Source organism: Streptomyces sp. NPDC048473, from assembly GCF_043200155.1.
Lineage (GTDB): Bacteria > Actinomycetota > Actinomycetes > Streptomycetales > Streptomycetaceae > Streptomyces.
This window is the reverse complement of the sequence record NZ_JBICXE010000002.1, coordinates 65,275-85,118: the sequence shown is the minus strand read 5'-3', so window position 1 is coordinate 85,118 and position 19,844 is coordinate 65,275. Positions and strand designations below refer to the sequence as shown.

Sequence of the window (19,844 nt, the reverse complement as noted above, 5' to 3'; positions counted from 1 at the left end):
GAACGACCGGGGCCCCTGCGGAGTCGTACGACTCCGCAGGGGCCCCGGTAAAACGTCGGGTACCGCTCGATCAGTCCTTGATCTCGCAGATCACGGCGCCGGAGGAGACCGAGCTGCCGACCTCGGCGGCGAGTCCCTTGATGGTGCCGGCGCGGTGCGCGTTCAGCGGCTGCTCCATCTTCATGGCCTCCAGGACGACGATGAGGTCGCCCTCGTGGACCTGCTGGCCCTCCTCGACGGCGATCTTGACGATGGTGCCCTGCATCGGGGACGCCAGGGTGTCGCCGGAGACCGCGGAGCCGGTCTTCTTCGCCGCGCGGCGCTTGGGCTTGGCGCCCGCCGCGAGTCCCGTACGGGCCAGGCTCATGCCCAGCGACGAGGGCAGCGAGACCTCAAGACGCTTGCCGCCGACCTCGACGACGACCGTCTCGCGGCCGGTCTCCTCCTCCGCCTCCACATCGGCGGTGGCGGTGAAGGGCTTGATCTCGTTGACGAACTCGGTCTCGATCCAGCGGGTGTGGATCCGGAACGGGTCGCTGGTGAACGCCGGGTCGGTGACGACCGCACGGTGGAACGGAATGGCGGTGGCCATGCCCTCGACATTGAACTCGGCCAGCGCACGCGCCGCGCGCTGCAGCGCCTGCTCACGGGTCGCACCGGTCACGATGAGCTTCGCCAGGAGCGAGTCCCAGGCGGGGCCGATGACGGAACCGGACTCGACGCCCGCGTCCAGACGGACACCCGGACCGGTCGGCGGGGCGAACACCGTCACCGTGCCCGGGGCGGGCAGGAAGCCGCGGCCCGGGTCCTCGCCGTTGATCCGGAACTCGAACGAGTGCCCGCGTACCGCCGGGTCGTCGTACCCGAGCTTCTCACCGTCGGCGATCCGGAACATCTCCCGGACCAGGTCGAGACCGGTGACCTCCTCGGTGACCGGGTGCTCGACCTGGAGGCGGGTGTTGACCTCCAGGAACGAGATGGTGCCGTCCGTGCCGACGAGGAACTCCACGGTGCCCGCACCGACGTAACCGGCCTCCTTGAGGATGGCCTTCGACGCCGCGTACAGCTCCGCGTTCTGCGCCTCGGAGAGGAACGGCGCGGGGGCCTCCTCGACCAGCTTCTGGTGGCGGCGCTGGAGCGAGCAGTCACGGGTGGAGACGACGACGACATTGCCGTGGCTGTCGGCCAGGCACTGCGTCTCGACGTGGCGCGGCTTGTCGAGGTAGCGCTCCACGAAGCACTCCCCTCGGCCGAACGCCGCGACGGCCTCACGGACCGCGGAGTCGTACAGCTCCGGGATCTCCTCCAGCGTGCGCGCCACCTTCAGCCCGCGGCCGCCACCACCGAAGGCGGCCTTGATCGCGATCGGCAGCCCGTGCTCCTTCGCGAACGTCACGACCTCGGCGGAGCCCTCGACCGGGTCGGGCGTACCGGCCACCAGCGGGGCACCGGCGCGCTGCGCGATGTGACGGGCGGCGACCTTGTCACCGAGATCCCGGATCGCCTGCGGCGGCGGGCCGATCCAGGTCAGGCCCGCGTCGATGACGGCCTGGGCGAACTCGGCGTTCTCCGACAGGAAGCCGTAGCCCGGGTGGATCGCGTCCGCCCCGGAGTCCTTGGCAGCCTGGAGCACCTTGGCCATGTCCAGGTAGCTGGCGGCCGGGGTGTCACCGCCCAGAGCGAATGCCTCGTCGGCCGCACGTACATGCAGAGCGTCGCGGTCCGGGTCGGCGTAGACGGCCACGCTCCCGATTCCGGCATCCCGGCATGCCCGAGCAACACGGACAGCAATTTCGCCACGGTTGGCGATGAGCACCTTGCGCACGATGGCTCCCTCCTTGAAACAAGCTGAGTTTAGGGACTACCGACACGGCCCTACGACCCGTCCCCAATGGTGAGCTTGCCCACACGGAGTGTGATTCGAGGCTTGCTCAAGTCGCGAAATCCCTTGTGGCACCACGGTACGCCGGGATTCATGACCGCACAGTAGCCACGAGGTGTGGTCCAGGTCTCTGTTCGTGCAAGCAGCCACGCCCGGTGTTTCTTTGTCGAGTCCCCACTAACGGGCGAACGATTCTTTGCCCGACGCATGAGAGGCGCGACAAGGGGGCGCGGGGAAAGCGCACAGGTGCGCGTCGGAGACACGGGGCGAGAGTGAAGGCTGCCGGGGCCCTTGTCCGGAGCGTTACCCGTTAGTAGGGTCCGCGCTATCGCACGTACTGCAGGTAACAGGGGGTGAGCACCGTGGTGCGCAGACCGGTGGCGTTCGTGACCGCGATCGTGCTGTTCGTGGAGGCCGTGGGCATCGTGGCCATCAACGGCATCCTGGCGACGGTCGTCAAGAACCAGAGCATGTCACTGGCCGGGATGGAACCCGCCGCCATGTCCAACGGCACCTGGGCGATGGGCGGCTTCTTCGGCCTGTATCTGCTGCTGTGCGGGCTGATCCTCCTGCTGACCGGCATCCGCGACCGGGCCCCGGGCCGTATCGGCCGCATCGCCCTCATCACCTGCGCCGTGGTGCACGGGGTGCTGGGCGCGCTGACCGTGGGGCTGGTCGGCTGGGCCGCGTTTGCGTGTCTGATGGTGGTGCTCGGGCTGATCGTGCTGACGCTGGTGGCGTACGGCCCCGAGCCAGAGGCCGACCGGCCCACGGACGACGCCGAACCGAGCGCTCCGGCCACGGCCTGACTCGGACGGTCCCACAGAGACGGTCCGGCTGAGGCGGTCCGGCTCAGACCCACAGCTCGGTCACGGAGATCCCCAGCTCGCCCAGCAGTCGGCGCAGCAGCGGGAGCGAGAGCCCGATGACATTGCCGTGGTCGCCCTCGATGGAGTCGACGAACGGTGCCGAGCGGCCGTCCAGGGTGAAGGCGCCCGCCACGTGGAGCGGCTCGCCCGAGGCCACGTAGGCGGCGATCTCGGCGTCTGTCGGTTCGCCGAAGCGGACGGTCGTGGAGGCGGTCGCCGAGGCCGTACGTCCGGTCGCGGTGTCGATCACGCTGTGGCCGGTCTGCAGCACGCCGGCCCGGCCGCGCATGGACTTCCAGCGGGCGATGGCCTCCTCGCTGTCGGCCGGCTTGCCGAGCGCCTCGCCGTCGAGTTCGAGCACCGAGTCGCATCCGATGACCAGAGCACCCGCCACCTCCGGCCGGCCGGCCACCGCGGCGGCCTTGGCCTTGGCGAGAACGAGCGCAAGCTCGGCCGGCGTCGGGGCGCTCAGCGCGTCCTCGTCCACTCCGCTGACGATCACCTCGGGCGCGAATCCGGCCTGTCGCAGAAGACCGAGACGGGCGGGGGAGGCGGAGGCGAGCACGAGACGGCGCTGATCAGTCATACGCGCCATCGTAGAAGGGGCGGGCCGGCATCCGACCTGCCGGGCAGTGGATCAGCCGGTCCCGGGGCGAAATCCAGCCTCGTCGGCGTTTGAGGCGCGGGGTCCGGGGCGGAGCCCCGTGCACCCCCTCACCGCGTCCCGAGGACTCACCGCGTCCCGAGCACGAACATCGCGACCACCATCGCGAGCGCAAGCACCAGCCCCGCGCGCCGCATCATGTCCTGGGCGTCGCGCAGTTCCTTCGGCGGCTTGTTCTCCGGGTCGGACCACAGCATGGAACCGATCCTGCTGCGGTGGTGGATACCGCGCCTGAGTACAGGTACTCAGCCGCCCTGGTGCGTACGGACCAGATCGCGCCCGGACGCACCGGAGGCCCGGACCCCAAAGGGGCCCAGGCCTCCGAAAACGTGCGCGATCAGGTACTCCTGCGACTACGGCTGCGACTACCCGGGCCAGAACGTCCGCGCCCAGGCCCGCGGCCCCGGCAGATGGCGTTCGCGCCGGGCGATACGACCCGGGTCGGACCACTGGCCGGGCAGCGCCGGTGCGCCGGACGGCATATCGGCCGTCGCCGCGGCGCGCGCCCGGACCACCGCCAGTGCGGCAGCCAGCTCCTCAGGGGTCGGGTTGCCCCGTACGACCTTGATCATGGCCAGACCCTTTCTAGAGGGGGATGTTGCCGTGCTTCTTCGGGGGCAGCGATTCCCGCTTCGTGCGCAGCTGGCGCAGCCCCTTCACGATGTGGGCGCGGGTGTCGGAGGGCATGATCACCGCGTCGACGTAGCCGCGTTCGGCCGCCACGTACGGGTTGAGCAGGGTGTCCTCGTAGTCGGCGATCAGCTCGGCGCGGGTCGCTTCCTGGTCCTCGGCGGCGGCGATGGTGCGGCGGTGCAGGATGTTCACGGCGCCCTGCGCTCCCATGACGGCGATCTGCGCGGTCGGCCAGGCGACGTTGATGTCGGCGCCGAGGTGCTTGGAGCCCATGACGTCGTACGCGCCGCCGAAGGCCTTGCGGGTGATCACCGTGATCAGCGGGACGGTCGCTTCCGCGTAGGCGTAGATCAGCTTGGCGCCGCGGCGGATGATGCCGCCGTATTCCTGGTCGACGCCGGGCAGGAAGCCGGGGACGTCGACGAAGGTCAGGACGGGCACGTTGAAGGCGTCGCAGGTGCGGACGAACCGTGCCGCCTTCTCGCTCGCGTTGATGTCCAGGCAGCCGGCGAACTGCATCGGCTGGTTGGCCACGATGCCGACCGGGTAGCCCTCGACGCGTCCGAAGCCGGTGATGATGTTCGGCGCGAACAGGCTCTGGGTCTCCAGGAATTCGCCGTCGTCCAGCACGTGCTCGATGGCGGCGTGCATGTCGTACGGCTGGTTCGCCGAGTCCGGGATGAGGGTGTCGAGCTCGCGGTCCTCGTCGGTGGTGGCGAGGTCCGCCTCGTCCGGGAAGGCCGGCGCTTCGGAGAGGTTGTTCGAAGGGAGGTACGACAGCAGCGACTTGACGTACTCGATGGCGTCCTTCTCGTCGCCCGCCATGTGATGTGCCACACCGGAGGTGGTGTTGTGGGTGCGGGCGCCGCCGAGTTCCTCGAAACCGACGTCCTCGCCGGTGACGGTCTTGATGACGTCGGGGCCGGTGATGAACATGTGCGAGGTCTGGTCGACCATGACGGTGAAGTCGGTGATCGCGGGGGAGTAGACCGCGCCGCCCGCGCACGGTCCGACGATCAGCGAGATCTGCGGGACGACGCCTGAGGCGTGCACATTGCGGCGGAAGATCTCGGCGAACAGGCCGAGCGCGGCCACACCTTCCTGGATGCGGGCGCCGCCGCCGTCGTTGATGCCGACGACCGGGCAGCCGGTCTTCAGCGCGAAGTCCATCACCTTGACGATTTTCTCACCGTAGACCTCGCCGAGCGAGCCGCCGAAGATGGTGAAGTCCTGCGAGTACACGCAGACGGGGCGGCCGTCGACCGTGCCGTAGCCGGTGACGACGCCGTCTCCGTAGGGGCGGTTCTTCTCGATGCCGAAGTTGGTGGAGCGGTGCCGGGCGAATTCGTCGAGCTCCACGAAGGAACCCTCGTCGAGCAGCAGGTCGATCCGCTCGCGGGCGGTCAACTTGCCCTTCGCATGCTGCTTCTCGACCGCGCGCTCGGAGCCCGCGTGCGTTGCCTCGTCGATACGGCGCTGCAGGTCCGCGATCTTGCCCGCGGTGGTGTGGATGTCGATCTCTTCCGGCTCGGACATCGGGTGGCGGCTCCCTGCCTGGTCACGGGGACGACTGTGCTGCTGATCAGGTACTGAACACCTACTGATCCGTAGCGTATCGGCGTGGATACGGATCGGCAGTGCGTCGTTTGCCACACCTAGTCTGGCTTGCATGACACCTTCGGATGCGCCTCACAGCCGCTGGTCGGACCTGGACCGACCACCCCTGAACGTCCCCGCGCTGCGCCGCGGGCTGCTGCGGCCGGGCGGGCTGTGGACCTCGCTCGACGTCGTGGAGACCACCGGGTCCACCAACTCCGATCTTGCCGGGCGCGCAGCGGCGGGGCTCGCCGAAGGCGCCGTGCTGGTCGCCGAGGAACAGACCGCGGGCCGCGGCCGTCTCGACCGCACCTGGACGGCTCCGGCCCGTTCGGGCCTGTTCTTCTCCGTCTTCCTGACGCCGGGCGACATCCCCGTCCACCGGTGGGGCTGGCTGCCGCTGCTCGCGGGCGTCGCGACGGCGACGGGTCTGTCACGCGCGGCGGGCGTCGACATGGCACTGAAGTGGCCCAACGACCTCCTCGTGACCGTCCCCGAGGACTCCGGCAAGCTCCGTCCGGGGGAGACCCCACGCGGCGAGGAACGCAAGGCGGGCGGCATCCTGGCCGAGCGCGCCGGGAACGGCGTCGTCGTGGGCATCGGCCTCAATGTCTCCCTGCGCACCGACGAACTCCCCGCCCCCACGGCCGCCTCGCTGGCCCTGGCCGGAGCGGTCTCCACCGACCGGGAGACGCTGCTGCGGGGCGTGCTGCGCTCTCTGGAGCACTGGTACGGCCAGTGGCGCGCGGCGGACGGCGACGCGGCGGCGAGCGGTCTGCAGGAGGCGTACGCGGCGGGCTGCGCGACGCTCGGCCGGACGGTACGGGCCCAGCTGCCCGGCGACCGCACGCTCACCGGCGAGGCCGTGGCGATCGACAGCGACGGCCGACTGGTCCTGTCCACCGACGACGGCCTCCAGGAACCCGTATCGGCGGGCGACATCGTGCATCTGCGAGGCGCTGGGGGCGGCCTGGTCTGAGGGGCGTGCGTCGGTTCACCGGGCCCGTCCGGTTGCCGTTTCGTCCTCGATCGCAGGGCGGGCTGAAAATCACCCTGCCCTGCGACGCCCCGTGTGCCGCCCCGGTGGGCCTGACCTGCCGAGCCTTCGGTCTCACCCGGACACGCACCGGGGCATGAGACCGTGCCCTCCCGGAAACCCACCACCGGCTGCAACCACCCACGCCCCACCCGGCTCACCCAGGAACATTCCGGGACGACTCAGGGACGTGAGCCACGGCACACCTGCCGTATCGTTGAGGCGATCCACCGACAGATCGGCAGGGCAGTGCGCAGGGAACGGGCAGGAGGCGGCTGGTGACCGTCGACGACACGACCTCCGGCGCGGGCGCGGAGCCCCCGTCGGAACCCTCGGTCCACCCGACACCGCATCACGAAGTCGACCATACGGCGGAACCGACCGACGATCCCCTCGCGATCCGGCTGGAACAGCTGATCCTGGGGGCCGACCGTCGCTACACGCCGTTCCAGGCGGCCCGTACCGCCGGCGTCTCGATGGACCTGGCCTCCCGGTTCTGGCGGGCCATGGGCTTCGCCGACATCGGGCAGGCCAGGGCGCTGACCGAGGCCGATGTGCTGGCGCTGCGCCGGCTCGCCGGTCTCGTCGAGGCGGGGCTGCTCAGCGAGCCGATGGCGATCCAGGTGGCCCGGTCCACCGGGCAGACCACCGCCCGGCTGGCGGAGTGGCAGATCGACTCCTTCCTGGAGGGGCTGACCGAGCCGCCCGAGCCGGGAATGACCCGGACCGAGGTCACGTACCCGCTGGTCGAGCTGCTCCTGCCGGAGCTGGAGGAGTTCCTGGTGTACGTGTGGCGGCGCCAGCTCGCCGCCGCCACCGGCCGGGTCGTGCAGGCCGCCGACGACGAGGAGATGGTCGACCGGCGCCTGGCCGTCGGCTTCGCCGACCTCGTCGGGTTCACCCGGCTGACCCGGCGGCTGGAGGAGGAGGAGCTCGGCGAGCTGGTCGAGGCGTTCGAGACCACCTGCGCCGACCTGGTCGCCGCCCATGGCGGCCGGCTCATCAAGACCCTCGGCGACGAGGTCCTCTACGCCGCCGACGACGCGGGCACCGCGGCCGAGATCGCGCTGCGCCTGATAGAGGCGATGGCGCAGGACGAGACGATGCCCGCGCTGCGCGTCGGCATCGCGTTCGGCACGGTCACCACCCGCATGGGCGATGTCTTCGGTACGACGGTGAACCTCGCCAGCCGGCTGACCTCGATAGCGCCGAAGGACGCCGTCCTGGTGGACGGGGCGTTCGCGGAGGAGCTGACCCGTACCGGCGACGCCCCGGCCTCCGAGGCGCAGGCGTCGGAGGAGGCCGCGATGGCCGAGAAGGAGCGCCAGGACGGCGTGGAGTCGACGTCCTTGCCCAAGTACCGCTACGGGCTGCAGCCGATGTGGCAGCGCCCGGTGCGCGGACTCGGCGTCGTGGAACCCTGGCTGCTGGCGCGCCGGGGTACGTCCTGACCCGGGGCCTGTCCGGCGGATCGAGGCCGGACAGGCCCCGGGCCTGAACTCCCCGGGGACCGCTGTCGGGGGCGACCCATAGGATCCCTCCGGTAACGCTCGTTAACCGGAGGGGTGCAGTCATGACCGTCACGTCCGAGCAGCGGTTCGGGGAATTCGTCGTCGTACGGGTCCACGAGGGGCAGGAACACGTCGCCGAGCTGGTCCTCGACCGGCCCAAGGCGATGAACGCCGTGTCCACGGACATGGCCCGCTCGCTCGCCGCCGCCTGTGCCGCGCTCGCCGCCGACCCGGACGTACGGGCCACCGTCCTCACCTCCAGCCACGAGCGGGCCTTCTGTGTGGGCGCCGACCTGAAGGAGCGGAATTCCTTCACCGACGCCGAGCTGCTGCGCCAGCGGCCCATCGCCCGCGCCGCGTACACCGGCGTACTCGAACTGCCGATGCCGACGATCGCGGCCGTGCACGGCTTCGCGCTCGGCGGCGGATTCGAGCTGGCCCTGTCCTGCGATCTGATCGTCGCCGACCGCACGGCCGTGGTGGGCCTGCCCGAGGTGTCGGTCGGTGTCATCCCGGGCGGCGGCGGTACGCAGTTGCTGCCGCGGCGGATCGGTGCGGCGCGCGCCGCCGAGCTGGTCTTCACGGCCCGGCGGGTGGAGGCGGCCGAGGCCCATGATTCGGGGCTGGTCGACGAGCTGGTGGAGGCGGGGCGGGACCGCGAGGCCGCGCTGGCACTCGCGGGCCGGATTGCCGCCAACTCCCCGGTGGGGCTGCGGGCCGCCAAGCGGGCGCTGCGGCTCGGGCACGGCCTCGATCTGCGGGCCGGTCTCGAAGTCGAGGACGCCGCCTGGCGTTCGGTGGCCTTCTCCGGCGACCGGGCCGAGGGTGTGGCCGCGTTCAACGAGAAGAGGAAGCCGAACTGGCCCGGCGAGTGAGGGCGCATGACGTTGCGTGATCGAAGAGACACGCAGCGGGCATCGTCGGCGTTCCAAACTGATCAAATCACCACAAAACTACATAAGCTGTAGCGATGGGTGGTGATGATGCGCGGCTGCGGGCCGTGGTTTCGCTTGCGCAGACGATGGCGGCGGCACACACCCCGCGGGGGTCGTGGCGAGCGGCTGCGCTGGGGGCGTGCGAGGCGTTGGGCGGCAGTTTCGCCGCGCTCTCCGTGTGGGAGCGCGGGCGCGGGCGACTGCGTGTGCTGGTCAACGCGGGTGAACGGGCCGAAGGGGAGGAGGAGTTCCCCGAGCAGGAGACGTACCCGGTGCACCAGTTCCCGGAGATTACCGAGTTCCTGCACGAACGGTGGGCCGGGGGCGGTGAGCCGGATGCCTGGGTGGAGACCGCCGACGGCCCGGTGGACGGCGTGCGGGGCGAGGGCGCAGGGGTGCGGGGGTACGGGCGTGTGTACCGCCACGAGCGGGTGGCCGCCCTGCGCCGGCGCGGGCGCGGCTGCTGCGTGGTCGCGCCGATCGTGCTGCACGGGCGGGCCTGGGGCGAGCTGTATGTGGCCCGCCCGGTGGGGGTGCCGGTGTTCGGGCGGGAGGACGCGGACTTCGCGACCGTGCTGGCTGCCGTCGTCGCCGCCGGGATCGCCCAGACCGAGCGGCTCGAAGAGGTCCGCAAGCTCGCCTTCACCGATCCGCTGACCGGGCTGGCCAACCGCCGCGCCGTCGATGTGCGGCTCGACGAGGCGGTGGAGCGGCATCGGACGGACGGGGCGGCGGTCAGTCTGGTCGTCTGCGACCTCAACGGTCTGAAGCGGGTCAACGACACCCATGGCCATGCGGTCGGCGACCGTCTGCTGGAACGTTTCGGCTCGGTGCTGTCCCGCTGCGGTGCCATGCTGCCCGGCGCGCTCGCGGCCCGGCTCGGCGGCGATGAGTTCTGCCTGCTCACGGTGGGCCCCGAGGCGGACGACGTGATCCGGGTGGCCACCGAACTCTGCGAAAGGGCAGCCGAGTTGGAGCTCGGTGACGGGGTGGCGTGCGGGATCGCGTCGACCGGAGATCCGATCGGCCCGGTGGTGTCGGCGCGGCGGCTGTTCCGGCTGGCGGACGCGGCCCAGTACCGGGCGAAGGCGGCCCGCTCCGACAAGCCGGTGGTGGCGGGGCGCGACGGCGAGGTCATCCGGCTGGCCGACTCCCCGCCCCGGTCCCCGCACGACCGCCGTCACCTGCGCGGCAGCCGCCCCTGACCGTGTGACCGGATCGGTAAGGGGTCAACCGTGCGACCACTAGTGACATGAAGGGATTCAATCCGTACGCTTCTGAATATGGATATGCATACAGTCGTGGTGGAGACGTCTGGTACCACCGCCCAGGACGTCATCGCCGTGGCCCGCGGCAACGCTCGTGTCGAGCTCTCCGCGGCCGCCGTGAGCGCACTCGCCGCCGCCCGCGAGATCGTGGAAGCGCTCGCCGCCAAGCCCGAGCCGGTCTACGGCGTCTCCACCGGCTTCGGGGCGCTGGCCAGCAGGCACATCAGCCGGGACCTCCGCGCACAGCTCCAGCGCAACATCGTCCGCTCGCACGCCGCCGGCATGGGCCCGCGGGTCGAGCGCGAGGTCGTCCGCGCCCTGATGTTCCTGCGGCTGAAGACGGTCGCCTCCGGGCACACCGGCGTACGGCCCGAGGTCGCGCAGACCATGGCCGACGTCCTCAACGCGGGCATCACCCCCGTCGTCCACGAGTACGGCTCGCTCGGCTGTTCCGGCGACCTGGCCCCGCTCTCCCACTGCGCCCTGACGCTGATGGGCGAGGGCGACGCGGAGGGCCCCGACGGCACCGTGCGCCCCGCCGGTGAGCTGCTCGCCGCCCATGGCATCACCCCGGTCGAGCTGCGCGAGAAGGAGGGCCTCGCCCTCCTCAACGGCACCGACGGCATGCTCGGCATGCTCGTCATGGCCCTGGCCGACCTGAAGAGCCTCTACACCTCCGCCGACATCACCGCCGCCCTCTCCCTGGAGGCGCTGCTCGGCACGGACAAGGTGCTCGCCCCGGAGCTGCACGCCATCCGCCCGCACCCGGGCCAGGGCGTCAGCGCCGACAACATGCTGCGGGTCCTCGCCGGGTCCGGCCTCACCGGCCACCATCAGGACGACGCGCCCCGCGTGCAGGACGCCTACTCCGTGCGCTGCGCGCCCCAGGTCAACGGCGCCGGACGCGACACCCTCGACTACGCCGGGATCGTCGCGGCCCGCGAGCTGGCCTCCGCCGTCGACAACCCCGTCGTCCTGCCCGACGGCCGGGTCGAGTCCAACGGCAACTTCCACGGCGCCCCCGTCGCGTACGTACTCGACTTCCTGGCGATCGTCGCGGCCGACCTCGGTTCGATCACCGAGCGCCGCACCGACCGGCTGCTGGACAAGAACCGTTCGCACGGGCTGCCGCCGTTCCTCGCCGACGACGCCGGCGTGGACTCGGGCCTGATGATCGCCCAGTACACCCAGGCCGCCCTGGTCAGCGAGATGAAGCGGCTCGCCGTCCCCGCGTCGGCCGACTCGATCCCGTCCTCCGCGATGCAGGAGGACCACGTCTCCATGGGCTGGTCGGCGGCGCGCAAGCTCCGTACCGCAGTCGACAACCTCGCCCGGATCGTCGCCGTCGAGCTGTACGCGGCGACCCGCGCCATCGAGCTGCGCGCCGCCCAGGGCCTCACCCCCGCGCCCGCCTCGCAGGCCGCCATCGAGGCGCTGCGCGCGGCAGGTGTCGAGGGGCCGGGACCGGACCGCTTCCTGGCGCCGGACCTGGCCGCGGCGGACGCGTTCGTACGTGCGGGGAAGCTGGTCGCGGCGGTCGAGCCGGTGACCGGACCGCTGGCCTAGGTCCGACAGGAAATTCAGGCGTACAGGGCGTCGGCGCGGCGTACCGAGTAGGTGACGAACGCTGCGCCGATGCCCAGGAACGCCGTGCCGCCGATCAGGTACGGGGTGGTGTCGACCCCGGCCCCGGTGTCGGCGAGCCTCGGACCGGTCGCGGTGTCCACGGCGGCGGTGACCTGTGGGCTCTGTGTGCCCGGTGCACCGGCCGACTCGTCCGTCGCGTTGGCGGACGGGACGAACCACAGGGCGGCCAGCAGAGTGCCCGCAGCGGTGGCGGTCAGAAGCGGGCGGCGAGCAGCGGCCACGGAATCGATCCCCCTTGTCACAGCCGTGAGTTAGGCCTGTACGCCGATGCTAGTGAAAGCAGCGGGTCGCAGGAAAGCCGGGAGGGCGGGGAGCTTACGCTCCGGCACATGAGCACTTCTGAGACATCACGGTTTGTTCGACTTCGGGTCGAAATGGTGCTGGAGATCACGGACCCCGCCGCACTCAGCGGTACCGCACTGGAGTCCATCGCCGCCGAGTACGGGGAGCCCGGCGGCGAGTCCGCCGAGGAACGCATGCAGGCCGAGGCGGCCGTACGGGAGGACGGCGCGGAGGCCCTCGCCTCGCTCGTCGATCCGTTTGACCTGGTCAGCGAGGTGCCGGGGGTCGAGCTCACCCAGGCGTCCTGGAGCAGCGAGATCGTCGACTACGACCCGGACGACCCGGACGGCTGGGACCTCGACGACGACGAGGACGAAGAGGACGACGAGGAGGGCGACGACGGCATCCCGCACAATGGTGAGGACGACGGCGAGCACAGCGGCGTGAGCGGCGGTGCGGAGCGGCGGGTCTAGCAGGTGGTGCGCCACGGCCACGGCCCGTTTTCCGCGGGCCGCGGCCGTGGTGCGTACCGGTCGCTCGTACGCGGTCGGCCATACGTGGTCGGCGTCGGGAACCACCGTTGGCGCGGATGCGTCGATGAGTGGTGTTCCCCACATCTCTCTTGGATGTGGAACGGAAGACCCTTTCCATGGGTTCTAGGAACATTGATGGGTTTCGCCGGTCGTCGGCGGCTCTGCTCGGGGTTTTTGGGGATTAAGCAACGATGGAGAAGCGTGTGATGACGGACAGCAAGCGGCGCAAAGGCCTGATGGCCGCGTCCGCCCTGCTTGGCGGCGTTCTGGTGCTCACTGCCTGCAACGACAGCGGCGCGAGCGGCGGTAGTGCCGAGAGCTCGAAGAAGTCGCAGGCGGCCGAGGTCGACAAGGCGGCCGCCCAGGACGCGTCGGAAGCGCAGATCGCGATCTCGCCGAAGAACGGTGCGACCAACGCGAGCATCAACAACGACGCCAAGGTCACCGTCACCAAGGGCACGCTGTCCCAGGTCACCATGGCCACGTCGGCCGGTGCGGCCGTCAAGGGCACGCTCGCCGCCGACGGCAAGAGCTGGCAGCCGGACGCCCAGCTGGAGCGCTCGACCACGTACAAGATCAGTGCGACGGCCAAGGACTCCAAGGGCCGCGAGGCGCACGAGAACTCCTCGTTCACCACCGTGTCGCCCGCCAACAGCTTCATAGGCAACTTCACGCCCGAGGACGGCTCCACGGTCGGCGTCGGCATGCCGGTCTCGATCAACTTCAACAAGCCGATCACGGACAAGAAGGCCGTCCAGGCCGGAATCACCGTCACGTCCAGCAGTGGTCAGGAAGTCGTCGGCCACTGGTTCAACCCGCAGCGTCTCGACCTGCGCCCCGAGCAGTACTGGACGGGCGGCTCCACCGTCACGCTGAAGCTCGCTCTGGACGGCGTCGAGGGTGCGGACGGCGTCTTCGGTGTGCAGCAGAAGACGGTCACCTTCAAGGTCGGCCGCAACCAGGTCTCGACGGTCGACGCCGGCACGAAGACGATGACCGTCACCCAGAACGGCAAGACGATCAAGACCATCCCGATCTCTTCCGGCTCCCCCGACAACCCCACGTACAACGGGCAGATGGTGATCTCCGAGAAGTTCAAGGAGACCCGGATGAACGGCGCGACGGTCGGCTTCACCGACGACGACGGCAAGGGTGAGTACGACATCAAGGACGTGCCGCACGCCATGCGGCTGTCCACCTCGGGCACCTTCATCCACGGCAACTACTGGGGCGCGCGGTCGGTCTTCGGCAGCGCCAACACCAGCCACGGCTGTGTCGGTCTCGCCGACGTGAAGGGCGCGAACGACGCCAGCCAGCCCGCCGCCTGGTTCTACAACAACTCCATCGTCGGCGACGTGGTCATCGTCAAGAACTCCCCGGACAAGACCATCACCCCCGACAACGGCCTCAACGGCTGGAACATGAGCTGGGCGGAGTGGACGGCGGGCTCCGCGGCCTGACCCGTACGCACCTCCCCTCCCGCAGTACCGAATCCCGTACGCAGGCGGCGGCACCCGGATCCCCTCGGATCCGCGGCGCCGCCGCCTTCGGCGTTCGCAGGCGTTCTCATCCAGCTCTCATCGTGGCCTTAACCCACCATCACGACCCGTCCATAGCCTCGCGCCATGTTCTTCACCTACCTCCGGCGCGAGCTGCGCCGCCGCAGAAAGGCGGCGCTGGTCGTCGCCTCGGGACTGGCCCTGGGCATCGCGCTGGTCATCATCGTCAGCTCGGTCTCCTCCGGCATGAGCAAGGCCCAGGACAAGGTCCTGGAATCGCTGTACGGCCTCGGTACGGACATGACGGTCACCAAGGCCGCCGCCGCTCCCGGTTCCGGCAGCGGGCGCCCGAAGTTCGAGTTCGACGCCAAGGGCAGCGACGACGACTCGACGCAGAGCAGCGACCGGGTCCTGGTCCAGGGCTTCCAGACGCTGGCCTCTTCCACCGTCGACACGATCGGCAAGCAGGACGGGGTCGCGGACGCCGTCGGCGGACTCAGCCTGAACGTCATGAAGGTCGACGGCCGGTTCAAACGAGGTGAGTTCAAGCAGCAGGGCGGCACGGGCCAGAGCAGCCGGGGCCCCGGCGGACAGGGCGGCAGCACGCAGCCGCAGGGCGAGGTCAAGGGCGGCGGTGCCTCCTTCGACGTCAACTCCTACAGCGTGTACGGCACCGATGTCACCAAGCAGGCCCTGGGCCCGCTGACCTCGTCGAAGATCACCAAGGGCCGTACGTTCAAGGCGTCCGAGACCGATGCGAAGGTCGCCGTCGTGGACTCCGCGTACGCCAAGGAGAAGAAGCTCGACGTCGGCAAGACCGTCACCATCCACGGGACCAAGTTCACGATCGTCGGGGTCTCGACCGCCGACAGCGGTGACGCGGCCGCCAACCTCTACATCCCGCTGAAGCAGGCGCAGACCCTCTCCGACTCGAAGAACAAGGTCACCACGGTCTATGTGAAGGCCTCGGACTCGCAGCAGATCGACCAGGTCAAGTCCACCGTCCAGAAGAACGTCTCGGGCACGACCGTCACCACCTCCGCCGATCTCGCCGACACCGTCTCCGGTTCCCTTTCCACCGCCTCCGACCTGGCCTCCAGCGTCGGCAAGTGGCTGTCGATCGCCGTTCTGGTCGCCGCCTTCCTGGTGGCCGGCCTGCTCACCTCCTCGGCGGTCAGCCGCCGCGTACGGGAGTTCGGCACCCTCAAGGCGCTCGGCTGGAAGAGCGGCCGGGTCACCCGCCAGGTCGTCGGAGAGGCCCTTGTCAACGGACTGCTGGGCGGAGTGCTCGGCATCGCCGTCGGTCTCGCCGGTGCGTACGTCGTGACCGCCATCAGCCCCACCCTCACCGCACAACTCGGCTCCTCCGGCGGAGGCATGGGCGGCGGCATGGGCGGCGGCATGGGCGGCGGGCGGTTCGCGGGCGGACCCGGCGGGTCGAGCGCGGCCAAGACGCTCGACGTCGCGCTGACCGCCCCCGTCTCGCTCTCCATCATCCTGATCGCCGTCGCGCTGGCTGTGGCGGGCGGGCTGATCGCCGGTGCGTTCGGCGGCTGGCGGGCCTCCCGGCTGCGCCCCGCCGATGCCCTGCGCCGCGTCGAATAGCCCACCCGGCGTCCCACCCCACTTTGTTCCAGCAGGAGTTGACCCATGTACACACTCAGAGACGTCACCAAGCGCTATACGCGCGGCAAGACCACCGTCCACGCACTCGCCGGTGTCGATCTGACCATCGAGGACGGCGGGCGGCTGGTCATCCAGGGCCCCACCGGCGGCGGCAAGTCCACGCTGCTGCAGATGCTCGGCGGCCTCGACCGCCCCACGAGCGGCAGTGTCGAACTCGACGGTGTGGACCTCGCGAAGCTCAGCGAGGCCAGGCTCACCAAGGTGCGCGCACAGAACATCGGCTTCGTCTTCCAGAGCTTCAACCTCATCCCGACGCTCACCGCCCAGGAGAACGTCGAGACCGCGCTCGTACCGCTCGGCGGCAAGGCGGCCGAGCGGCGCAGGAGGGCCGCCGAGGCGCTGGACTCCGTCGGACTCGGTGAACGGCTCGGACATCTGCCCGGCGAGATGTCCGGGGGCCAGCAGCAGCGCGTGGCGATCGCCCGGGCCCTGGTCAAACAGCCGAAGGTGCTGCTCGCCGACGAACCCACCGGCAACCTCGACGAGTCGATGCGCGACGAGGTCATGGACGTGCTGGAGACCATGTGGAAGGAGCACGGCCTGACCTTCATCATGGTCACGCACGACAGCGCCATCGCCCGGCGTGCGCCACGGCTGGCGACGATTCGCAAGGGGAAGGTCACGATCACGGAGAACGCGGCGGCCTGAGAAGGGTGTTGCGGGGCGCCGACCGGTCCGGCGGGTGCCCCGCCGTTGACCGGTGGGCCGTCCCGGGTTCGGCGGGGGCCGACCACCGGGCGGATCGGCCCGGCCTCAGCGGTGGTCGGCTGCGGCGCTCCGGTGGGTGGTGAGGTCGCTGTGGCGGACCTGGCGCAGCCCCACCGGATCGTCGTACCCGCTGCTCCAGAAGGCGCTCAGGGGGAGGCCGCCGGGGCCCGCGAGGAACGAGCGCAGCGCGTACCAGGGTTGCAACGGCAGTCGGCACAGCCCGTACAGCCAGCGCCGCACCAGCTGCCAGGACCCCGGTCGACCGGCGTCCGGCAGTCTGATCACCCGTATCCCCATGATCAGCTTGCCCGCGCCGCCCCCGGCGATCGCGGTGAGGACCACCTGGTTGAGGAACGAGAACGCGAGCGTCGGGCCGAGCAGCAGACCGACGATCTCGGAAACACCGGCCGTGTCCACATGCGGCCGGGCCAGCAATCCGCAGGTGACCAGGCAGAGGTAGCAGTCCAGGCCGACGGCGAGATAGCGGCGCATGTCGCCCACGCGCGGCGGGATACGGGGCGCGGGGCGCTGCCCGGGGACGGGTGGGAGCGCCGGATGGGCGTACGGCCCCGCAGGTCCCAGGTGCCCCCGTCCGGGCGGTGTGCGGCCGGCCGGTAAGGCCGGCCCGGGACAACTCCGGGTATGTCTGTGCCCCCGCGACGTGGTCATGACGGCATCATGTCTGATTGCCCGTCACCGTGTGCCCAGGACCGCCTTCCTACCGCCCCGTACGCCGCATTAATCTCGCAGTCATGACCATCGCCATCACCGCCATGATCACCGCAGTGGTCGGGGTGCTCGGCACCCTCTTCGCCCCGGTGCTCGCGCAGCGGCTGACCGTACGCCAGCGCGCCGAGGAAGCCCGACTCGCCGGTGAACGGCGGAAGTTCGAGGAACGGCGCGCCCAGTACACGGCGATGAACCGGGCCTCCCGGCAGTTCCACACCCTCCTCAAGGACGCCCTGCACCGCATTCGCGACGACGTCTACACGGAGCAGGAACGCACCCAGCTCGAAGAGGCCCGCCTCGACCACCGCGACCGCTACGCCGAGGCGCAGATGATCGTCCCCGAACGGATACTGCAGGCGTCCCGCGACCTCAACCGGGTCCTCGCCGCCGGTGACGCCGCGACCAAACGCCTCGACCGGGGTCTCGCCCGGGACGGTGAAAGCGTCGAACGGGCGCTGGAGGACCTGAGGGCGGCCGACCCCCGCCTCGACACGATGCGGGAACTGATGCGCCAGGACCTCGGCGTCACCGACTGAACCACGCAGGGGCTCTGTCAGCAGGACTTGAACGGCCACAGCCGGTAGCGCGAGTCCAGCCGGTACTCGCCGCCCCGCTCCACCGTGAGCCGCGTCCACTCGCCGTGCTGCCGTACGCACCCGCCGCCGTCGGCCCGCAGCCAGGGCGAGTACGCGATCCGTACCGTCACCGACCCGGCGGCGGGCATCCGTACCACCAGCGAGGCGTCGTCGCCGCGTACGACGGCGCCCGGCGCGGAGACCAGCGGGACGGCGCCCCGCACCCGGTAGATCCGCCACCCCGCGTCCTGCCACACCGGCTCCAGCCAGTCCGTCCCGCGCCGGACGATCTCCGCCTCCGCCTCGGCCGGGCCGTCCGGCCTGCCGCTGTGCAGCACCACGAGGCCCACGCCCCACCGGTCCAGCCAGGCGCGGTACGCCGCCGGGGTCGGCTCTCCCTCGTAGAACAGCCGCCCGCGCTCCACGTCGAGCTGCCGGTTCCAGCCGCGCGCCATGTTCACGTGCGGGGCGAGCACGGCCGCCTCCCGGTGATTGCGGGCCGGTACGACCTCCACCCGCGTCCGTTCCGCACCGAGCCTGCGCAGCTCCGCGACCACGCCGTCGGTGTGCGCTGCCCAGGCGGGCACGGCGTTGGATACCCGCAGATCGTCATCGGTCTTGTTGACCACCCATCCGGTGTTGAACGCGAGCATCCCGACGAGCACGACGGCCCGCACCCGCAGCAGCGGGCCGCCCCGCGCCCACCCCGCCAGGGTGGCCAGTGCCGCAGCGAGCAGCACCGGCGGGCCGGCCGCCCCCACCAGCCGCTCCACATTCGTTCCGATGGGCGAGGGAATCAGGAAGGTCAGGACGACACCGAGCGCGTACACCACGCTCGCGAACCGGACCACCCGCCAGCCGCCCTCGCGCGGCGCCGCGAGCCACAGGGCCGCGCAGGCGGCCAACGGCACCCACAACTTCCCCACGGCCATCGGCTGTTCGCCCGTGAACGGGAACAGCGCCGTCGTCGCCGCCACCACCACGAACGGCGGCACGAGGAGCACGGCCGCCCGCCGCCACTGCCGGTCGAGACCGTACGCCGCCCCCGCCACCACCAGGAACAGCCCCGCCACCGGACTCGCCGCCGTCGCCAGCGCCGCGCAGCCCGCGGCGACGCCCGCACGGCGTCGCACGTACAACAGCGCGGCCAGCCCGATCGCCACGCCCAGTGCGAACGTCGTACGCCCGGACGCGACATTGCACCAGAGCACCAGTGACCCCAGCACCGAGACCGCGACCGGCCACCGCACCCCGGTCCGCACACAGAGCCGCCCCAGCGCCCACGACCCGCAGAGCCCGGCGGCGACGGTGACGGCCCGCACCCCGAACACCGCCATGAGCGGCGGCGTCAGCAGGCTGTAGTTGGCGGTGTGCGTCCCTCCGTACCAGGAGAGGTTGTACGCGGACTCGGGATGCCGGGACGCGAACCCGGCCCAGGCGAACTGCGCCGCCAGATCACCGCCGCCGGTGGCCAGCACCAGCGCCCACACGAGGTACAACGGCACGACGACCAGCACCGCGAGACCCGGCACCCACCACCGCGCCGAGTCCGGATCCGTGGCCGCTCGGCGCACACCGGAGCCGACCCGCTCGTCTCCCCGCTCGCGCGTCGCAGTTCTCTCGGTGATCCCCACCTCGCAAACCCTAACGGGACCGTTCGAACCTCATGGAGGACGGCAGTCCGGCCATCGCGCTGAGCGTCGTCTCCGGCGTGGTCGTCCTCGCGTCCGGAGCGGGGCTGTGGATGCTGCGCCGCCCGGCCGACGCCTGAGCGCCCGGCACGGCCGTCCC

19 protein-coding genes are annotated in these 19,844 nt (G+C 70.8%); 11 read left to right on the top strand and 8 right to left on the bottom strand.

What is annotated here, in order from left to right; all coding sequences use genetic code 11:
• Positions 1–70: 70 nt before the first annotated feature.
• The gene (locus ACGFU7_RS03740; RefSeq protein ID WP_393692001.1) at positions 71–1,825 is read right to left on the bottom strand and encodes an acetyl/propionyl/methylcrotonyl-CoA carboxylase subunit alpha; all 1,755 of its coding nucleotides are present in this window, start codon (positions 1,823–1,825) and stop codon (positions 71–73) included.
• A 410-nt stretch (positions 1,826–2,235) separates the two neighbouring features.
• On the opposite strand from ACGFU7_RS03740, the gene ACGFU7_RS03735 reads away from it, so the two are divergent.
• A complete protein-coding gene (locus ACGFU7_RS03735) occupies positions 2,236–2,691 on the top strand; it encodes a hypothetical protein (protein ID WP_393691999.1) in 456 nt (151 codons plus the stop codon).
• Positions 2,692–2,734: 43 nt separating this feature from the next.
• Here the strand turns inward: ACGFU7_RS03735 and ACGFU7_RS03730 are convergent, their stop codons facing one another.
• From ACGFU7_RS03730 to ACGFU7_RS03715, 4 genes are all read right to left on the bottom strand, one after another.
• A complete protein-coding gene (locus ACGFU7_RS03730) occupies positions 2,735–3,346 on the bottom strand; it encodes a nucleoside triphosphate pyrophosphatase (RefSeq protein WP_393691997.1) in 612 nt (203 codons plus the stop codon).
• Positions 3,347–3,483: 137 nt separating this feature from the next.
• A complete protein-coding gene (mmpB, locus tag ACGFU7_RS03725; RefSeq protein ID WP_093900106.1) occupies positions 3,484–3,612 on the bottom strand; it encodes a morphogenic membrane protein MmpB in 129 nt (42 codons plus the stop codon).
• A gap of 168 nt (positions 3,613–3,780) precedes the next feature.
• On the bottom strand, positions 3,781–3,987 hold the full coding sequence (locus tag ACGFU7_RS03720) for an acyl-CoA carboxylase epsilon subunit (RefSeq protein WP_393691995.1): 207 nt from the start codon (positions 3,985–3,987) through the stop codon (positions 3,781–3,783).
• Between the two features lie 13 nt (positions 3,988–4,000).
• Positions 4,001–5,584, bottom strand: a complete 1,584-nt coding sequence (locus tag ACGFU7_RS03715; RefSeq protein ID WP_393691993.1) for an acyl-CoA carboxylase subunit beta — start codon at positions 5,582–5,584, stop codon at positions 4,001–4,003.
• A gap of 133 nt (positions 5,585–5,717) precedes the next feature.
• Between ACGFU7_RS03715 and ACGFU7_RS03710 the strand changes: the two genes are divergently transcribed.
• The 5 genes from ACGFU7_RS03710 to hutH all read left to right on the top strand — a co-directional run bounded on the left by ACGFU7_RS03710 (position 5,718) and on the right by hutH (position 11,960).
• Positions 5,718–6,623 (top strand): biotin--[acetyl-CoA-carboxylase] ligase, encoded by a 906-nt coding sequence (locus tag ACGFU7_RS03710; RefSeq protein ID WP_393691991.1) that lies wholly within the window; start codon positions 5,718–5,720, stop codon positions 6,621–6,623.
• A gap of 335 nt (positions 6,624–6,958) precedes the next feature.
• The gene (locus ACGFU7_RS03705; RefSeq protein ID WP_393691989.1) at positions 6,959–8,131 is read left to right on the top strand and encodes an adenylate/guanylate cyclase domain-containing protein; all 1,173 of its coding nucleotides are present in this window, start codon (positions 6,959–6,961) and stop codon (positions 8,129–8,131) included.
• 122 nt (positions 8,132–8,253) lie between these two features.
• Positions 8,254–9,066 carry an enoyl-CoA hydratase/isomerase family protein gene (locus ACGFU7_RS03700; protein ID WP_393691987.1) on the top strand — a complete coding sequence of 271 codons (813 nt, stop codon included), beginning with the start codon at positions 8,254–8,256 and terminating at the stop codon, positions 9,064–9,066.
• Between the two features lie 95 nt (positions 9,067–9,161).
• A complete protein-coding gene (locus tag ACGFU7_RS03695) occupies positions 9,162–10,331 on the top strand; it encodes a diguanylate cyclase domain-containing protein (protein ID WP_393691985.1) in 1,170 nt (389 codons plus the stop codon).
• A gap of 78 nt (positions 10,332–10,409) precedes the next feature.
• Entirely contained in the window at positions 10,410–11,960 is a 1,551-nt protein-coding gene (hutH, locus tag ACGFU7_RS03690) for a histidine ammonia-lyase (RefSeq protein WP_393691983.1), read from the top strand.
• 14 nt (positions 11,961–11,974) lie between these two features.
• On the opposite strand, the gene ACGFU7_RS03685 is transcribed toward hutH, so the two are convergent.
• Positions 11,975–12,262: a hypothetical protein gene (locus ACGFU7_RS03685; protein ID WP_393691981.1), complete on the bottom strand. Its 288-nt coding sequence runs from the start codon at positions 12,260–12,262 to the stop codon at positions 11,975–11,977.
• A 108-nt stretch (positions 12,263–12,370) separates the two neighbouring features.
• On the opposite strand from ACGFU7_RS03685, the gene ACGFU7_RS03680 reads away from it, so the two are divergent.
• From ACGFU7_RS03680 to ACGFU7_RS03665, 4 genes are all read left to right on the top strand, one after another.
• The gene (locus tag ACGFU7_RS03680) at positions 12,371–12,796 is read left to right on the top strand and encodes a hypothetical protein (protein ID WP_393691979.1); all 426 of its coding nucleotides are present in this window, start codon (positions 12,371–12,373) and stop codon (positions 12,794–12,796) included.
• A gap of 251 nt (positions 12,797–13,047) precedes the next feature.
• On the top strand, positions 13,048–14,316 hold the full coding sequence (locus tag ACGFU7_RS03675) for an Ig-like domain-containing protein (protein WP_393691977.1): 1,269 nt from the start codon (positions 13,048–13,050) through the stop codon (positions 14,314–14,316).
• Positions 14,317–14,481: 165 nt separating this feature from the next.
• The gene (locus ACGFU7_RS03670) at positions 14,482–15,960 is read left to right on the top strand and encodes an ABC transporter permease (protein WP_393691975.1); all 1,479 of its coding nucleotides are present in this window, start codon (positions 14,482–14,484) and stop codon (positions 15,958–15,960) included.
• Between the two features lie 45 nt (positions 15,961–16,005).
• On the top strand, positions 16,006–16,689 hold the full coding sequence (locus ACGFU7_RS03665; RefSeq protein ID WP_393691973.1) for an ABC transporter ATP-binding protein: 684 nt from the start codon (positions 16,006–16,008) through the stop codon (positions 16,687–16,689).
• A gap of 105 nt (positions 16,690–16,794) precedes the next feature.
• On the opposite strand, the gene ACGFU7_RS03660 is transcribed toward ACGFU7_RS03665, so the two are convergent.
• Positions 16,795–17,241, bottom strand: coding sequence for an RDD family protein (locus ACGFU7_RS03660; RefSeq protein ID WP_393692841.1), 447 nt, complete (start codon positions 17,239–17,241; stop codon positions 16,795–16,797).
• Positions 17,242–17,501: 260 nt separating this feature from the next.
• Between ACGFU7_RS03660 and ACGFU7_RS03655 the strand changes: the two genes are divergently transcribed.
• On the top strand, positions 17,502–18,014 hold the full coding sequence (locus ACGFU7_RS03655) for a hypothetical protein (protein WP_393691971.1): 513 nt from the start codon (positions 17,502–17,504) through the stop codon (positions 18,012–18,014).
• Positions 18,015–18,031: 17 nt separating this feature from the next.
• On the opposite strand, the gene ACGFU7_RS03650 is transcribed toward ACGFU7_RS03655, so the two are convergent.
• Positions 18,032–19,585, bottom strand: coding sequence for a hypothetical protein (locus ACGFU7_RS03650; RefSeq protein WP_393692839.1), 1,554 nt, complete (start codon positions 19,583–19,585; stop codon positions 18,032–18,034).
• Positions 19,586–19,844: the final 259 nt, after the last annotated feature.

Bases quoted from the DNA above. Each gene is read 5' to 3' on its own strand.
- ACGFU7_RS03730 (WP_393691997.1), bottom strand. From the start codon at position 3,346: ATGGCGCGTATGACTGATCAGCGCCGTCTCGTGCTCGCCTCCGCCTCC.
- mmpB (WP_093900106.1), bottom strand. From the start codon at position 3,612: ATGCTGTGGTCCGACCCGGAGAACAAGCCGCCGAAGGAACTGCGCGAC.
- ACGFU7_RS03720 (WP_393691995.1), bottom strand. From the start codon at position 3,987: ATGATCAAGGTCGTACGGGGCAACCCGACCCCTGAGGAGCTGGCTGCC.
- ACGFU7_RS03715 (WP_393691993.1), bottom strand. From the start codon at position 5,584: ATGTCCGAGCCGGAAGAGATCGACATCCACACCACCGCGGGCAAGATC.
- ACGFU7_RS03710 (WP_393691991.1), top strand. From the start codon at position 5,718: ATGACACCTTCGGATGCGCCTCACAGCCGCTGGTCGGACCTGGACCGA.
- ACGFU7_RS03700 (WP_393691987.1), top strand. From the start codon at position 8,254: ATGACCGTCACGTCCGAGCAGCGGTTCGGGGAATTCGTCGTCGTACGG.
- ACGFU7_RS03695 (WP_393691985.1), top strand. From the start codon at position 9,162: ATGGGTGGTGATGATGCGCGGCTGCGGGCCGTGGTTTCGCTTGCGCAG.
- hutH (WP_393691983.1), top strand. From the start codon at position 10,410: ATGGATATGCATACAGTCGTGGTGGAGACGTCTGGTACCACCGCCCAG.
- ACGFU7_RS03680 (WP_393691979.1), top strand. From the start codon at position 12,371: ATGAGCACTTCTGAGACATCACGGTTTGTTCGACTTCGGGTCGAAATG.
- ACGFU7_RS03675 (WP_393691977.1), top strand. From the start codon at position 13,048: ATGGAGAAGCGTGTGATGACGGACAGCAAGCGGCGCAAAGGCCTGATG.
- ACGFU7_RS03670 (WP_393691975.1), top strand. From the start codon at position 14,482: ATGTTCTTCACCTACCTCCGGCGCGAGCTGCGCCGCCGCAGAAAGGCG.
- ACGFU7_RS03665 (WP_393691973.1), top strand. From the start codon at position 16,006: ATGTACACACTCAGAGACGTCACCAAGCGCTATACGCGCGGCAAGACC.
- ACGFU7_RS03660 (WP_393692841.1), bottom strand. From the start codon at position 17,241: ATGCGCCGCTATCTCGCCGTCGGCCTGGACTGCTACCTCTGCCTGGTC.
- ACGFU7_RS03655 (WP_393691971.1), top strand. From the start codon at position 17,502: ATGACCATCGCCATCACCGCCATGATCACCGCAGTGGTCGGGGTGCTC.